This window comes from Aeromonas sp. D3, from assembly GCF_027705025.1.
GTDB classification, from domain to species: Bacteria; Pseudomonadota; Gammaproteobacteria; order Enterobacterales; family Aeromonadaceae; genus Aeromonas; species Aeromonas salmonicida.
The window spans coordinates 21,142-36,443 of record NZ_JAPDBE010000015.1; the positions used below are offsets into that span (position 1 = coordinate 21,142).

Here is a 15,302-nt window from a genome sequence, read left to right on the forward strand (position 1 = left end):
TAAGGAAATGTATGACCCAACAGAATGAGCAGCAGAGAAACCGCATGTTGAGCCTGTTGCGCGAAGGTGAGCGCCGTATGTTGGTGCAACTGGCCGGTCTGCTGCGTACCAGTGCCGATGAAATCAATGCCGAGCTGGAAAAAGAGGAGCTGCTGGCTACCCTGGAGCAACCCGTCACGGTGGAGTATCTCAACGGCGTGGTGCAACACCATCTGTTCGAGCGTCTGCACAAGGGTGACATGGTGGCGGCCCAGCGCCTGCTGAACCAGTACCAGAGCGACCTCGAGGCCATGCTGACCCAGGAGTCGGCCGAGGTGGATGCCCCGACCGAAGAGCTGAAGGCGCAAGCCTGAACGCTGCGGCAGGCCTTGCGGGCTTGTCTTCCTCCAGCACCATCATGCCAGTTGCATGATGGTGCCTAGTGTTCCCCGCTTTATTTTCCTGCCGTTTAGCCCAGTGCGTTCTGCTGTACCTGGCCCGGTATCGGGAAGACCTTGTCATAGCTCCAGTTGTAGATGAAGGCATAGACCAGGTAGAACAGCACGAAGCCCAGATCCAGCACCAGCGCCTCCATCATGCTGATTTCGAGCCACCAGGCCATCACTGGCAAGGCGACAAACAGCAATCCACCCTCGAAGCCCATGGCATGCCATACCCGCTGCCAGAGCGTCTTGTGGGTGTGACCCTGATACTTGAGCAGCAGTTTGTCCACGCCGATGTTGTAGACGTAGTTCCAGACGGTGGCGAGCACCGAAAAGAACAACGCCAGCGGCCCCATATGGTTGAGTCCTACGCCAGTGATCCAGCTTGCCAGGGGGGCGGCGATCAGCAGGCCAATCAGTTCGAAGCCAATGGCATGGCGCAGGCGGTCACGGGTATTACGCATGATCTGTCTCTCTATCTATCTGTGTCTGAGTATCTATGGTGGCCAATTTATCGCGAATTTATGATAGGTTCACGTTGGTATCTATCGCTAAAATAGATAGGTTGGCGCACAACCAGGTCATGACAGGAGCAACCGGATGAACCCCTCGCTGGAACAACTCAAGGCGCTGCTGGCGGCAGCAGAGACGGGCTCCTTCTCGGCGGCTGCCCGCAAGCTGGGCAAGGCGCAGTCTGTGGTCAGTACGGCCATCTCCAACCTGGAGATAGATCTGGGGCTGGAGCTGTTTGATCGCTCTGCCCGCTATCCCGTGCTGACGGAGGCGGGCACCCGCATCCATCAGGAGGCCAGTATCTTGCTGGCCCAAAGCGAGCGCTTGCAGGCGATCGCTGGTGAGCTGGCCGCAGGCGTAGAGTCGAGGCTCACCCTGGCCATTGATGATGACTCCCATCTGCCCTGGCTTGGCTCCCTGTTGGAGGAGTTCGCCACCCGCTACCCCGGCGTCGAGCTGGAGTTGCTGTTTCCGCTGATGGAGGATGTGACCGAACTGCTCAAAAGCGGCCGGGCCCAGCTTGGCATCAGCTATCAGAAGGAGCGGCCTGAGCGGGAACTCGCCTCCTGTTCACTGGGCTCCGTCAAGATGCCGTTGGTGGTCTCCCCCGATCATCCGCTGGCCCGCAAGACGCCACTGCGAGAGAGCGACTTGCAAGGGGCCCGTCAGCTGATGGTGACGGGGCGACGGGAAGGCACGGAGCGCCACCGCTTCCGCCTCTCGGCGCAGGTGTGGTGGGTGGAGGGGGATCTCGGCATTTTGGAGTTGGTCAAGCTGGGGTTGGGTTGGGCATCAGTGCCGGATTTTCTGTTGCATCGGCCGCTGGCGCGAGGGGAGGTAGTGGTGCTCAATCCGGACTTTATTGCGCTGGCAGAGCTGGCACTTGAGCTGCAATGGTATCGCGCCCCCCCGCTCGGACAGGCGGGGCGCTGGCTCAAGGAGGCACTGCTGGCGCGAGTGCCTCGTTAGCCGACCTTACTCGGTCAGCGAGTAGGGCAGGGCTTGCAGAGCAAGGCTGGAGGCCTCCTCCTGCTTGAAACGAAAATGGGCATCGGCCTCTGTATCCTTGGGCAGCACGGCCGTGATCCACACCTGATCTGCCTGTTGCCAGACGTTGAGCACCATGCCGCTGCGTCGCCAGTTGTCACCGAGCTGGATCTCCAGGGCATCGCCACAGGCGACGGGCTCGCTGGCAGTCCCGGCCAGCACGAACAGGGCGCGATTGTTGGCCCCGCGATACTTGGCGCGGGCGACAGTCTCCTGTCCCATGTAGCAGCCCTTGGTGAAGCTGATGCCATCCAGTGCCTGCAGGTTCAACATCTGGGGTATGTACTCCCCCTGATGCACGGCTTCCAGATGGGGGATGCCGGCCTTGATATCCAGGCCCCACCAGAGTGATTCGCTACCGGCAGGCAAGTCTATGGTCAGTGGTTGCTCGCTCACCAGCAGCCAGCGATCCGCTTCGATTTGCACTGCCATGCCATCGTCGATCAGGCCGGTTTGTGACACGGCAAATCGGGCCGCCATCCACTCATCCGTGCCCTGGCCAGCCACGCCAACTGCCTGACCATGGTTCTCGGCGATCTCGACCTTGGCAAACACCGCAAACTTCTTGAGTTCGGGCAACTGACGCGCCAGCACAGAGGGCTTGGTCAGCATCAGCAGGCGATCGTTCAGGCAGAGCAGACGAAAGTCGCTCCACAGCTTGCCTTTGGCATCGCAGTGGCCGCCCAGCGTGCTTTGGCCCGGTTGCAGTGCATTGACATCGCAGGTGACCTGGCCTTGCAGATACTTGACGCGATCTGCACCGGTCAGGCTGGTGATGGCGAGATCGGTCAGGGGGAAAAGGGTTGGCTCGGCAGGAAAAACAGGCGTTTGCAGGCTCACGATGGTATTCCAGAGACAGAAAGTATGTGACCTGCATGGTAAAGACGTAAGGAATGTTTGTCAGCCGGAAAATCCAGCTGTTACCATCCTCGGGTCTTTGTAAGGAGAGTTCCATGTTGAGCCCAATTGAAAAATCCCGCCTGAAGTGGGCCTGCCGTCGTGGCATGCTCGAGCTGGATGTGATCTTTATGCCGTTCTTTGAACACGAGTTCGACAGCTTGAGTGACGAGCAGCAGCAGACCTTCATCCGCTTGCTGGAGAGCGATGACCCTGACCTGTTCAAGTGGTGCATGGGCCACGGCGTTCCTGCCGATCCCGCGTTTGCCGCCATGATCGCCCTGATCCTGGAACGCAATCAGGCTCGCCACGATAGCCTGAGCTGATCCCGTATGCGGGTTTACATGCCCGTCATTCCCTCCCGGCAGCAGCGTGTACTGCTGCTGATCCTGTTTCTGCTGCTGTTGTGGCCGGTTGCCAGCCTGATCCATGGTTGGCAGTGGGCACTGCTGCTCCCCTGCTGGTTGGCGGGGCTCTGGCTTGCCTGGCAGGGTGCCAGCCGTATGGCCGGTTTGCTGGAATGGGATGGGCAGTGGCTGGTGTGGCAGGGTTATCGCTACCAGCTGGGGGCGCGCAGTCGCGTCCTGCCCGGTGTACTCTGGCTGCAACTGGCGGCAAGCGACAGGCCGGATGCCCGTCTCTGGCTCTTCTCCGACGCACTCGCACCGGAACATTACAGGGCGCTGGCCCGCGCCATCAGGCTAACGCCACCCGCCCGTTAATCATCCTGCCTGTTTCAACACTTCTCCCTCATAGCAAATGACCCCGCCGGGGCGAGGTCATTTGGGTGACTGCTAGCGGGTCATTACTCCCGATCCTGCGCCAGTACTGTGGGCCTGGAGTTAGGCTGCATGTCCGGGTAGTCCGGGATGTGGGGTGCAGGATCAGTCCCGCTCCGGGGTCAGCACAGTGGGTTTGGAGTCTGGCTGCATGTCCGGATAATCCAGGTTGTAGTGCAGGCCGCGTGACTCCTTGCGCTGCAGCGCGCAGTTGACGATGAGCTCGGCCACCTGCAGCAGGTTGCGCAGTTCCAGCAGGTTGTTGGAAACGCGGAAGTTGGCGTAGTACTCCTGCACTTCCTGCTTGAGCATGTCGATACGGCGCTTGGCACGGGCCAGGCGTTTGTTGGTACGCACTATCCCCACATAGTCCCACATCATCAGCCGCAGCTCGTGCCAGTTGTGCTGGATAACGACCTGTTCGTCCGAATCGTCCACCTTGCTCTCATCCCAGGCGGGCAGATGGGGCGGTTCCACGCTCATGGGCAGCTTGGCCATAATGTCGGCTCCCGCCTGATGGGCATAGACCACGCACTCGAGCAGGGAGTTGGAGGCCATGCGGTTGGCACCGTGCAGACCCGTGTAGGTCACTTCGCCAATGGCATAGAGACCGGGAATGTCGGTCTGGCCATTGTTGTCGATCATCACGCCACCACAGGTGTAGTGGGCCGCCGGAACTATGGGCATCGGCTCCCTGGTGATGTCGATGCCGACCGCCATGCAGCGCTCGTGAATTGTCGGGAAGTGCTTGATGATGAAATCAGCCGGCTTGTGGCTGATGTCCAGATACATGCAGTCGGCACCGAGGCGTTTCATCTCGTGGTCGATGGCGCGGGCGACTATGTCCCGCGGGGCCAGCTCGGCCCGTTCATCGAACTCCAGCATGAAGCGGCTGCCGTCGGGACGGCGTAGATAGGCACCTTCCCCGCGCAGGGCTTCGGTCAGCAGGAAGTTGGGATCATCGGGGTGGAACAGGCTGGTGGGGTGGAACTGGTTGAACTCCAGGTTCGCCACCCGGCAGCCGGCGCGCCACGCCATGGCAATACCGTCACCCGAACTCACGTCCGGGTTGGAGGTGTACTGATACACCTTGGAGGCACCGCCGGTGGCCAGCGCCACGAAGCGGGCGCGGATCACTTCGACCTGCTCGGCGTTGCGGTTCCAGACGTAGGCGCCCAGCACCTTGTTGCCCGGCAGGTTCAGCTTGCGGGTGGTGATAAGGTCGACCGCGTTGAAGCGCTCCATCAACTGGATGTTGGGGTGGGAGCGCACCTGATCGATCAGGGTGAGCTGCACCGCCTTGCCGGTGGCATCGGCCGCGTGGAAGATGCGGCGATGGCTGTGGCCCCCTTCACGGGTCAGGTGATAGTGGGATTCGCCCTCGGCGTCCTCCTCCTGATCGAAGGGAACCCCCTGCTTGATCAGCCACTGGATGGACTCGCGGGCGTTGCGGGCGGTGAACTCCACCACGGCAGGGTCACACAACCCTGCCCCGGCGTTGAGCGTGTCGCTCACGTGGGATTCGATGCTGTCGGTTTCGTCGAAAACGGCAGCGATGCCTCCTTGCGCATAGAGAGTGGCCCCCTCACTGATGGGCCCCTTGCTCAGAACCAGGACTTTGGCCTGGTCTGCCAACCGCAACGCGAGGGACAGACCAGCGGCACCGCTGCCAATGATCAGTACATCGCAAAGGTATTCAACACTTGCTTTCATAAGTATCATTGGCCTGGATTAAGAACTGGCACCATGGTAGCCCAAGCGAGGGCGGTGATGCAGCCTGCGTCACATTTTTTTCAATGCAACCGAACTTTCCCTGATTCCTCCTGTCTGAACTTGTGCGCTTAGGAAGGGCCGGAAAAGAAAAACGATAACCTGATGGGGGTTTTACGGCTCTGATGAGCGACCAGAATCTACTGGACGAACAGCTGGTTGAACGGGTCCAGCGTGGCGATAAAAATGCATTCAACCTGTTGGTAAAAAAATACCAGCATAAAGTGGTCAACCTGGTTGCCAGGTATGTCAACAATCCGGGCGATGTGCCGGATGTGGCGCAGGAGGCGTTTATCAAAGCCTACCGGGCGTTGCCGACATTCCGTGGCGAGAGCGCGTTTTACACCTGGTTGTACCGAATCGCCGTGAATACGGCCAAAAATTATCTGACCTCTCAGGGGCGCAGGCCGCCCAGCAGTGATGTAGAGGCGGACGAGGCAGAATACTATGGTGGTGGCGAAGCCTTGCAAGAGGTTGCCACACCGGAAAACCTGGCGCTGACCGACGAGATCAAGCGTACCGTGTTTTCCGCCATAGAAGCTTTGCCTGAAGACTTGAGGACAGCCATCACCCTTCGCGAAATGGAAGGGCTGAGCTACGAAGAGATTGCCGAAATCATGGATTGTCCGGTGGGTACGGTGAGATCCCGCATCTTCCGGGCGAGGGAAGCAATCGATAAAAAGCTGAAACCTCTGATCGAGAATTAACTGGGGAAAGACAGGTTAACTATGGCAACTAAAGAGCAACTCTCGGCCCTGATGGATGGTGACTTGAGCGATGTTGAGGTTCTTGGCGAGCTGGGAATGGATCCGGCGCTGCAAGATACCTGGTCTCGTTACCACTTGATCGGTGATGCCATGCGGGGCGACCTGCCGGTCAATCTGCAACTGGATCTCAGTGACAGCATCATAGCTGCACTGGAAGACGAGCCCACCATACTGGCGCCCAAGCCGGTGGAGAGCAAGCCAACTGCACCGCAGGTTCACACTGCAGCCAAGGTGGTTCCGCTGTTTCGCCGGGTCGGTCAACAGGTGGGGCAATACGCCATCGCCGCGTCGGTCGCCGCTGCCGTCATCTTCGGGGTGCAGCAGTATCAGGGTCAGGACGGCATACCGACCAACCCTGTGCTCAACACCATTCCTGTCGGTGGCAGTGCCTCGCCAGTGAGTGTGCACTACCCGCAAGATGGCAACCGGGCTTCCACCCGCCAGCAAGGGTTGAGCGAGCAACAGATGCAGGAGCAGCGTGAGCGTATCAATGCCTTCCTGCGTGACCACCAGTTGCAACAGCGTCTGCTGCAAGACAAGCAGATTCAGGAATAACGCATTTTTAGGGATCAGACCGTGCGCCAGTCCAGCCGTATTTTGCTGGCCTCTCTCCTGCTGATTTGTGCCAAGGCCTCGGCCGACGATAAGTCGGCCGAGGCCTTGTTGCAGCAGATGCAGAGTGCCGTTTCGCAACAAAATTTCGAATTATCCATGGTCAAGGCCCGTCAGGGACGCCTCGAACCCATACGTTTCAGCCATGGGGTGATCGATGGCAAGGAGGTGGCTCATCTGAGCTATCTCGACGGCAAGACCATAGAGTACCTGCAGCGCCAGGACGAATTCACCTTCTTCGAAAATACCCACGAACCCTACACCCTCAAAGGCGCCCGCTTCCCCGGTGTCTGGGCGACGCTGGTGAATATGCCGCTGTCCCGTGTGCTGGAAAGTTATGATCCCGTGCTGGCCGGCCGCAGTCGGGTAGCCGGTCTGGTGGCGCAAGTGGTCAGGCTGGTCCCCAAAGAGGCAGACAAGTATGGCTTCATGCTCTGGATCGATGAACAGAGCAGCCTCTTGCTGCGGGTGGACATGGTGGATCGGGAAGGCAATCTGGTCGAGCAGGTGCTGGGAGTGGATCTGGACAGGCTGAGCGCGCCTGCGCCCTGGCTGGTGAAGCTGGCCGGCAGCAAGCTGCCCGAGGCGCTGGCGCTGGAGGATGCCTATCCGGCGCCGCAGCAGACGCTTAACTGGCACCTGACTTGGTTGCCGGATGGGTTCAAGGTATTGTCTCAGGACAGGCATCAACTGGTGACCACCAGTTTGCCGGTCGATTACATGATGCTCTCCGATGGGCTGGTGGATCTCTCCGTCTATGTGGCCAGGGTTGATCCCAAGCAGGCGGTGCGTCAGCAGCTGATCCGCCAGGGCGCTACTTCGCTGGTGAGCTACGTCAACGATGTGGGGGTCGAGATCACAGTCGTCGGCGAAGTACCGGCCGACACAGCGAAACGTATCGCCGAGTCGGTGCAACCGTTGGCTCGCAATGAGACTGTACAGTAGTCGCCTGCACATGCTCGCTTGCCCGAGCGGGTCAGTCATGTTCAGATGGGGTCAATCTTTCCCTCGTTATTGTGGAACCGTCTTGTGAGTGAAATGAGCGAAGAGCTGGCAACCGTGGTGGCCATTGATGGACAGCATGCCTGGGTGGAGTGCGAACGGCGCTCCGCCTGCAGCAGTTGCCATCAACAATCCAACTGCGGTACCGGCACGGTTGCCAAGGCGTTTGTGATGAAGCAGCAACGACTGCGGATTGCCCTCACCGCCGAGGTGAGCGTTGGTCAGCAAGTGAGACTCGGTATTCCCAAGGCGAGTATCCTGCGGGGCGCAGCACTGGTGTATGTATTGCCGCTGTTCTGCCTGCTGGCGGGCGCCCTGCTCGGTCAGCTCTGGTTGGTTCCCTTGCTGGCGGGCGGGGAGGGGATCACCATCCTCAGTTGCCTGCTGGGTGGCGTCATCGGATTTTCACTGGTTCGTTACTTTTCCACTCGACTCGAGCGGGGGTCATACGGCCCCCGTATGCTGGGTGTGGTACTCCATACCCGCAACCTCTCCTGAGCGTGCAGGCCTGTATTTCTGGTGCTCCGTCGACTAAAGATTGGCCGTCGACCGGGTTATCCAGTAAAATCCTGCCTCCATATCCGGCCCTAACCTAATTTTGAGTGATTCTTGCTCGATGAAACACATTCGTAACTTTTCGATTATTGCGCACATCGACCACGGTAAATCGACCCTGTCGGACCGTCTGATCCAGACTTGCGGCGGCCTTTCCTCCCGCGAGATGCAGGCTCAGGTGCTTGACTCCATGGACCTGGAGCGCGAGCGCGGCATTACCATCAAAGCACAGAGTGTGACCCTGAACTACCAGGCACAAGACGGTAACACCTACCAGCTGAACTTTATCGACACCCCGGGCCACGTAGATTTCTCCTACGAAGTCTCCCGCTCATTGGCGGCCTGTGAAGGGGCGCTGCTGGTGGTAGATGCCGGCCAGGGGGTTGAGGCACAGACTCTGGCCAACTGCTACACCGCCATGGAAATGGAGCTGGAAGTGGTGCCGGTGCTGAACAAGATTGACCTGCCGGCCGCAGAGCCCGAGCGGGTTGCCGAGGAGATCGAAGACATAGTCGGCATCGACGCCATCGATGCTGTCCGTTGCTCCGCCAAGACCGGCCTGGGCGTTGACCTTGTGCTGGAAGAGATAGTGGCTCGCATCCCGGCGCCGGTCGGTGATCCCGATGCACCGCTGCAAGCGCTGATCATCGACTCCTGGTTTGACTCCTATCTGGGCGTCGTCTCTCTGGTGCGGATCAAGAACGGCTCCCTCAAGAAAAACGACAAGATCAAGGTGATGAGCACCGGTCAGGTGTGGGGTGTCGATCGTATCGGTATCTTCACGCCCAAGCAGGTGGATACCCAGGGTCTGGGCTGTGGCGAGGTAGGTTGGGTCGTCTGCGGCATCAAGGACATCCACGGTGCCCCTGTGGGCGATACCCTGACTCAAGCCAAGAACGGTGCCGAAAAAGCGCTGGCGGGTTTCAAGAAGGTGAAGCCGCAGGTGTATGCGGGCCTGTTCCCCATCTCCAGCGATGACTATGAGTCATTCCGTGATGCCCTCGACAAACTGTCCCTGAACGATGCCTCCCTGTTCTTCGAACCTGAGAGTTCCACCGCGCTGGGCTTCGGTTTCCGTTGTGGCTTCCTCGGTATGCTGCACATGGAGATCATCCAGGAGCGTCTGGAGCGGGAATACGATCTGGATCTCATCACCACGGCCCCGACCGTGGTCTACGAGATTGAGCTCAATGATGGCTCAACCATCCACATCGACAGCCCGTCTGCGATGCCGCCGGTCAACAACATCAAAGAGATGCGTGAGCCGATCGCCGAGTGCAACATATTGCTGCCGCAGGAGTACATGGGCAACGTCATCACTCTCTGTATCGAGAAGCGTGGCGTGCAGACCAACATGGTCTATCACGGCAATCAGGTTGCACTGACCTACGAAATCCCGATGGCGGAAGTGGTGCTCGATTTCTTCGACCGCCTGAAATCCACCAGCCGTGGTTACGCCTCGCTGGATTACGGCTTCAAGCGCTTCGAAACCTCCGAGATGGTCCGTCTGGATATCATGATCAACGGTGAGCGTGTCGATGCGCTGGCCATCATCACCCACAAGGAGAACGCCCAGTATCGCGGTCGCCAGGTGGTGGAGAAGATGCGTGAGCTGATCCCGCGCCAGATGTTTGATATCGCCATTCAGGCATCCATTGGCAACCAGATCATCGCGCGCAGCACGGTCAAGGCCCTGCGTAAAGACGTGACCGCCAAGTGTTATGGCGGTGACGTGAGCCGGAAGAAAAAGCTGCTGAACAAGCAGAAAGAAGGCAAGAAGCGGATGAAGTCCCTGGGCCGTGTCGACGTGCCGCAGGAAGCCTTCCTCGCAATTCTCCATGTAGGAAAGGATTAATCGATGGCAAGCACGTTTTCCCTGATCCTGGTGGTGGTCTGCGTGATCACCGGTATTATCTGGTGTCTGGACAAGATGATCTGGTCCAAGCAGCGGGCCGCCAAGATTGCCGTGGCCCGTGCCCACGGCGGTGCTCATCTGGATGAGAAAACCCTGGCCAAGGTTGCCCCCATGCCGGTCTGGATTGAACAGACCGCAGGTGTGTTTCCGGTCATTACCCTGGTGCTGATACTGCGCTCCTTCCTGTTTGAGCCGTTCCAGATCCCGTCAGGTTCCATGATGCCGACCCTGCTGGTGGGGGACTTCATCCTGGTGCAGAAGTTTGCCTATGGCCTCAAGGATCCGGTGACCAACACCCGATTCCTCGAGACTGGCGAACCCAAACGCGGCGATGTGGTGGTGTTCAAGTATCCGCTGGATACCCGGGTGGACTACATCAAGCGAGTGGTCGGCATGCCGGGGGACAGGGTCATCTATCGCAACAAGGAGCTGATGATCCGGCCCAAGTGCGAGGAGCAGGAAGGGAAAACGTGCCCGGGCTTCAAGAAGCTCGACGTCAAGTTTGAACAAAGGGGTGAATTTACCCAGATGGGGATCCCGCTTGATCGCTATACCGAGCAGCTGGGTGAGGTGTCTCACGAGACCCTGCGTAACCCGCTGATGCCCGATATGGTCGGCCGCTATTATCGCCAGCCCGGTACTTACCCCGACGAGTGGGTGGTACCGGAAGGTCAGTACTTCGTGATGGGTGACAACCGTGACAACAGTACCGACAGCCGTTTCTGGGGCTTTGTGCCCGAGCAGAATCTGGTGGGCAAGGCGGTTGCCATCTGGATAAGTTTTGAATTTGAGCGTGAAGAAGGCTCCCTGCTGCCAAGCTGGGTACCGACAGGTGTGCGCTTCAACCGCATTGGCGGAATCAAGTAAATGAATATCAAAATGAACAGACTGCAGTCCCGTCTCGGGCATGTCTTTCACGATAAAGAGCTGTTGACCCGGGCGCTGACTCACCGCAGTGCCGGTTCCCGTCATAATGAGCGACTGGAATTTCTGGGTGACTCCATCCTGAGTCTGGTGATTGCCGATGCTCTGTTCCACCGCTTCCCGCAAGCGGCGGAAGGAGATCTCAGCCGGATGCGCGCCACTCTGGTGCGCGAGAAGACCCTGGCCGAACTGGGCCGGGAGTTTGACCTTGGGGATGACCTGATCCTCGGGCCAGGCGAACTCAAGAGTGGCGGTTTTCGCCGCGAATCCATTCTGGCCGACACGGTCGAGGCGGTGATCGGCGCCGTCTATCTGGATACTGATCTTGAGGCGGTGCGGGTGCTGCTGCTGAGCTGGTATGCCAGCCGTCTGGATGAGATCAAACCAGGCATAGAGCAGAAGGATCCCAAGACCCGCCTGCAGGAAATTTTGCAGGGAAGCCGCAAATCCCTGCCGACCTACACAGTGACCAACGTCAAGGGCGAGGCCCACAACCAGGAGTTCACCGTCCAGTGCGACGTGGAAGGGCTGGATGGTCCGCTGGTCGGGGTCGGCACCAGCCGTCGCAAGGCCGAACAGGCTGCGGCGCAGCAAGCATTGGAAAGACTGTCATGACTGCTATTGATGCAAGAAGCCGCGGTCTTTCAACACAACAGGTATTGGAAAAACTGTCATGACAGATACGACTTACTGCGGCTTTGTCGCCATCGTGGGCCGCCCCAACGTGGGCAAGTCCACCCTGCTCAACAAGCTGCTTGGCCAGAAGGTCAGCATCACCTCGAAGAAACCCCAGACTACCCGTCACCGGATCCTGGGGATCGACACCGAGGACAACCATCAGACCATCTATGTGGATACCCCGGGTCTGCACATCGAAGAGAAGCGGGCCATCAACCGCCTGATGAACCGCGCCGCCACCAGTTCGCTGGGTGATGTGGCCATGGTGGTGTTCGTGGTTGACGGTACCCACTGGACCAAGGATGACGAGATGGTGCTCGGCAAGTTGCGCCATCTGCCCTGTCCCGTTGTGCTGGCGGTCAACAAGATCGACAACGTCAAGGACAAGGAAGACCTGCTGCCCCACCTGGAGTGGCTGGGCCAGCAGATGAAGTTCTCCCATATCCTGCCCATCAGTGCCGAGAAGGGCACCAACGTGGAGAAGATCCGCGAGTGGTCCAAGGATCTGCTGCCAGAGAACAACTTCTTCTTCCCGGAAGATTACGTGACCGACCGCTCTTCCCGCTTCATGGCCTCCGAGATCATCCGCGAGAAGCTGATGCGTTTCACCGGTGAGGAGCTGCCTTACTCTGTGACCGTGGAGATCGAGCGCTTCAAGGTGGAAGAGAGCGGTATCTATCACATCAATGCCCTGATCCTGGTGGAGCGCGATGGCCAGAAGAAGATGGTCATCGGCAACAAGGGTGAGAAGATCAAGACCATAGGCACAGAGGCTCGCATCGACATGGAACGCCTGTTCCAGAACAAGGTGTTCCTTGAGCTGTGGGTCAAGGTCAAGGCAGGCTGGGCCGATGACGAGCGCGCTCTGCGCAGTCTCGGTTATGGCGATGACTGATTGCTGAGTCCAGCCTTCGTCATCCACAGTCGGCCCTATCGGGAGACCAGTCAGCTGGTCGAGGTGTTTACCCAGGATAGTGGCCGATTTACTCTGGTGGCTCGCGGTTCTCGCGGGCCACGCTCCGCTCTGAAGGGGCTGCTTCAACCTTTTTCCCTGCTCACCATCAGCTGGCGTGGCAAGGGGGATCTCAAGAATCTCGCCCAGGTTGAATGTCCGGATCACTCATTGCGACTCGGTGGCGATCGCCTCTTCTACGGCCTCTACCTCAACGAGCTGGTCTACTACCTGCTGGAAGCCCATACCCCTTTTCCAGAGGTGTTTGACGCCTATGCCCGTGCCCTGATGGCGCTGGCAGATGGCGAGACGCCCGAGTTGCCGCTGCGCCGCTTCGAGTTCCTGCTGTTGCAGGCGCTTGGCTATGCGGTGGACTTCGAATACGCCGCCGACGACGAGTCCGCGATCCAGCCCGAGCTGCTCTACGGCTTCGAGCGCGAATTGGGCTTTGTCGCTTGCGAGCGAGCGCCGGATCCCCGTACCCTGTTTCTCGGTGCCCACCTGCTGGCCTTCGCCGAGGGACGTTTCGATACCCCTCCTTTGCTGCAGGCGGCCAAACGTTTCAGCCGGCTGGCGCTGCAACCCTATCTGGGCAGGCGCCAGTTAAAGAGCCGGGAGCTGTTTTTAAAGCGCAAAGCCAGCACACAGTGACATATGGATATCCGCGCTGGCGCCAAGGCGGCAGCCGCACAGTTAACAGATGAAGTGTTTCAAGGAGTCATCAATGAGCGAAATCTATCTGGGTGTGAACATCGATCATATCGCCACCCTGCGCAATGCCCGTGGCACCCAGTATCCGGATCCGGTACAAGCTGCCTTCGTGGCCGAGCAGGCCGGTGCCGACGGCATTACCGTCCACCTGCGGGAAGACCGCCGCCACATCACGGACCGCGATGTGGAGATACTGCGCCAGACCATACAAACCAGGATGAACCTGGAGATGGCGGTGACCGAGGAGATGATCGGCATCGCCTGTCGCATCAAGCCCCACTTCGTCTGCCTGGTGCCGGAGAAGCGTACCGAGGTAACCACAGAGGGTGGTCTGGACGTGGCTGGTCAGCTAGACAAAATCACGGATGCGGTGACTCGCCTGTCGGCCATCGGCGCCAAGGTGTCGCTGTTTATCGATGCCGACCCGCTGCAGATCGATGCGGCCGCCGACAGTGGCGCCCCCTTCATCGAGATCCACACAGGCCGCTACGCCGACGCCACCACGGATGCCGATCGCAACGCCGAGTTCAAGCGCATCGCCGCCGGCGCTTCCTATGCTGCCGGCAAGGGGCTCAAGGTCAATGCAGGTCATGGCCTGCACTACCACAACGTCAAGGCCATCGCCGCCATCCCCGAGCTCTATGAGCTCAACATAGGCCACGCCATCATAGGCCGCGCCGCCTTCGACGGCCTGACCAAGGCGGTCAGCGACATGCGCCTGCTGATGCAGGAAGCCCGTCAGGGGATCTGACCGTCTGATAAGCTAGCGGCCATAGACGAACTGGTTGCATGAAATAATAAAGGGACGCTGCGGCGTCCCTTTATTATTTCTGGCGCTTAGGGGAAGTAACGTTCCAGCAGGGCGGTGAGGATGGCCTGGCTCTGCTCGTCGGGCTCGCCGCTGACCAGGGCCGGGCGGAAATGGAGCTGGAAGGCGCGCAGGGCGGCGCGGCTCTGTTCATCCCAGGTGCCGCTGGGGGCGATCCCATAACCGTAACGGGCGAGTTGCTGTTGCCAGGTGAGGGCATTCCAGGCGGGTGCTGGCTGCTGGCGCAGTGCTGTGACCCTGGCTTCATCAGGCCAGGCGCCGACCCCGTAGTGCAGGGCGAGCTCGCGCCAGGGGAAGTGGGGGCCGGGATCCTGCTTGCGTTCGGGGGCGACATCGCTGTGGGCTAGCACCTGGGTTGGCGGAATCCGGTAGCGTTGCACCAGCTTCTGAGTAAGGGCGCCAATGGCGGCGATCTGCGCCTGGGTGTAGGGCTGCCAGCGCCGCTGGTGGGCGGGTAGCAGCGCATCTTCCGGCGGATAGCCCAGGTTGACGATTTCGATGCCGAGGGAGCTGGCGTTGAGCCCCGTATACTGGTGCCAGCGACTGCGGCCCGCATGCCAGGCGCGCTGGCTGTCTGGCACCAGTTGGTAGACGGGCAGCGGTGTCTGGTCGGTGTCGCGGGGGATCAGGTAGTGAGCGCTCACCTGATGGGCCGGTTCGGTCAGCAGGCGCAGTGAGTTTGCATCATCTTCATCGGTGTAGTGCAGGATCAGGAAGGCGATGCGTTCATTCTGGCTGGCGCTGGGGTAACGGGAAGAGAGCTGATAGGGGGCAGGCTGGCAGGCGCTCAGCAGCAGTATGAGGCAGAGTGACCATAACCGCAGCCAGATAGCCCTGTTCGAGCCCGGATCGGGAAGGCGCGACGGCCAGCGCCGCCCACTGGCCAGCGGGAAAAGGGCTGACAGTGAGCAGATACGCTGGCCCATGAC

The 15,302-nt window shown here is 59.6% G+C and carries 18 protein-coding genes; 14 read left to right on the forward strand and 4 right to left on the reverse strand.

The features are described 5' to 3' along the window. The first annotated feature begins 11 nt into the window (after positions 1-11). Positions 12-353: a hypothetical protein gene (locus OKC28_RS10780; protein ID WP_256687347.1), complete on the forward strand. Its 342-nt coding sequence runs from the start codon at positions 12-14 to the stop codon at positions 351-353. Positions 354-448: 95 nt separating this feature from the next. On the opposite strand, the gene OKC28_RS10785 is transcribed toward OKC28_RS10780, so the two are convergent. After that, complete coding sequence (locus tag OKC28_RS10785; RefSeq protein WP_021139191.1) at positions 449-886, reverse strand: PACE efflux transporter; 438 nt, start codon at positions 884-886, stop codon at positions 449-451. 136 nt (positions 887-1,022) lie between these two features. On the opposite strand from OKC28_RS10785, the gene OKC28_RS10790 reads away from it, so the two are divergent. After that, positions 1,023-1,904: a LysR family transcriptional regulator gene (locus OKC28_RS10790; protein WP_270689177.1), complete on the forward strand. Its 882-nt coding sequence runs from the start codon at positions 1,023-1,025 to the stop codon at positions 1,902-1,904. A gap of 6 nt (positions 1,905-1,910) precedes the next feature. Here the strand turns inward: OKC28_RS10790 and ygfZ are convergent, their stop codons facing one another. Next, a complete protein-coding gene (gene ygfZ, locus OKC28_RS10795; RefSeq protein WP_270689179.1) occupies positions 1,911-2,822 on the reverse strand; it encodes a tRNA-modifying protein YgfZ in 912 nt (303 codons plus the stop codon). Between the two features lie 113 nt (positions 2,823-2,935). Between ygfZ and sdhE the strand changes: the two genes are divergently transcribed. Both sdhE and OKC28_RS10805 read left to right on the forward strand, forming a co-directional pair. Beyond that, positions 2,936-3,205, forward strand: coding sequence for an FAD assembly factor SdhE (sdhE, locus tag OKC28_RS10800; protein ID WP_005318829.1), 270 nt, complete (start codon positions 2,936-2,938; stop codon positions 3,203-3,205). Between the two features lie 18 nt (positions 3,206-3,223). Then, the gene (locus OKC28_RS10805) at positions 3,224-3,601 is read left to right on the forward strand and encodes a porin (protein ID WP_256687352.1); all 378 of its coding nucleotides are present in this window, start codon (positions 3,224-3,226) and stop codon (positions 3,599-3,601) included. A 162-nt stretch (positions 3,602-3,763) separates the two neighbouring features. Here the strand turns inward: OKC28_RS10805 and nadB are convergent, their stop codons facing one another. After that, entirely contained in the window at positions 3,764-5,371 is a 1,608-nt protein-coding gene (nadB, locus tag OKC28_RS10810) for an L-aspartate oxidase (protein WP_099994296.1), read from the reverse strand. A gap of 182 nt (positions 5,372-5,553) precedes the next feature. On the opposite strand from nadB, the gene rpoE reads away from it, so the two are divergent. The 10 genes from rpoE (at position 5,554) to pdxJ (ending at position 14,295) form a co-directional block, all read left to right on the forward strand. After that, positions 5,554-6,135, forward strand: a complete 582-nt coding sequence (gene rpoE / locus OKC28_RS10815; RefSeq protein ID WP_021139196.1) for an RNA polymerase sigma factor RpoE — start codon at positions 5,554-5,556, stop codon at positions 6,133-6,135. A gap of 21 nt (positions 6,136-6,156) precedes the next feature. Continuing rightward, the gene (locus OKC28_RS10820; RefSeq protein ID WP_256687356.1) at positions 6,157-6,750 is read left to right on the forward strand and encodes an RseA family anti-sigma factor; all 594 of its coding nucleotides are present in this window, start codon (positions 6,157-6,159) and stop codon (positions 6,748-6,750) included. 21 nt (positions 6,751-6,771) lie between these two features. Further along, positions 6,772-7,752: a MucB/RseB C-terminal domain-containing protein gene (locus OKC28_RS10825; RefSeq protein WP_256687358.1), complete on the forward strand. Its 981-nt coding sequence runs from the start codon at positions 6,772-6,774 to the stop codon at positions 7,750-7,752. A 93-nt stretch (positions 7,753-7,845) separates the two neighbouring features. Beyond that, positions 7,846-8,307, forward strand: coding sequence for a SoxR reducing system RseC family protein (locus OKC28_RS10830; protein ID WP_256688368.1), 462 nt, complete (start codon positions 7,846-7,848; stop codon positions 8,305-8,307). 118 nt (positions 8,308-8,425) lie between these two features. Then, positions 8,426-10,219 (forward strand): translation elongation factor 4, encoded by a 1,794-nt coding sequence (gene lepA, locus OKC28_RS10835; RefSeq protein ID WP_005318848.1) that lies wholly within the window; start codon positions 8,426-8,428, stop codon positions 10,217-10,219. Positions 10,220-10,222: 3 nt separating this feature from the next. Continuing rightward, positions 10,223-11,146 (forward strand): signal peptidase I, encoded by a 924-nt coding sequence (gene lepB / locus OKC28_RS10840; protein ID WP_005318850.1) that lies wholly within the window; start codon positions 10,223-10,225, stop codon positions 11,144-11,146. Further along, on the forward strand, positions 11,147-11,818 hold the full coding sequence (rnc, locus tag OKC28_RS10845; protein ID WP_005318852.1) for a ribonuclease III: 672 nt from the start codon (positions 11,147-11,149) through the stop codon (positions 11,816-11,818). It abuts the gene before it with no gap. A 58-nt stretch (positions 11,819-11,876) separates the two neighbouring features. Further along, positions 11,877-12,776, forward strand: coding sequence for a GTPase Era (gene era / locus OKC28_RS10850; protein WP_005318854.1), 900 nt, complete (start codon positions 11,877-11,879; stop codon positions 12,774-12,776). After that, positions 12,777-13,484, forward strand: a complete 708-nt coding sequence (gene recO / locus OKC28_RS10855) for a DNA repair protein RecO (RefSeq protein WP_256687361.1) — start codon at positions 12,777-12,779, stop codon at positions 13,482-13,484. A 73-nt stretch (positions 13,485-13,557) separates the two neighbouring features. Further along, positions 13,558-14,295, forward strand: a complete 738-nt coding sequence (gene pdxJ, locus OKC28_RS10860) for a pyridoxine 5'-phosphate synthase (protein ID WP_021139200.1) — start codon at positions 13,558-13,560, stop codon at positions 14,293-14,295. Positions 14,296-14,381: 86 nt separating this feature from the next. On the opposite strand, the gene OKC28_RS10865 is transcribed toward pdxJ, so the two are convergent. Then, the gene (locus tag OKC28_RS10865; RefSeq protein WP_442865753.1) at positions 14,382-15,299 is read right to left on the reverse strand and encodes an N-acetylmuramoyl-L-alanine amidase; all 918 of its coding nucleotides are present in this window, start codon (positions 15,297-15,299) and stop codon (positions 14,382-14,384) included. Positions 15,300-15,302: the final 3 nt, after the last annotated feature.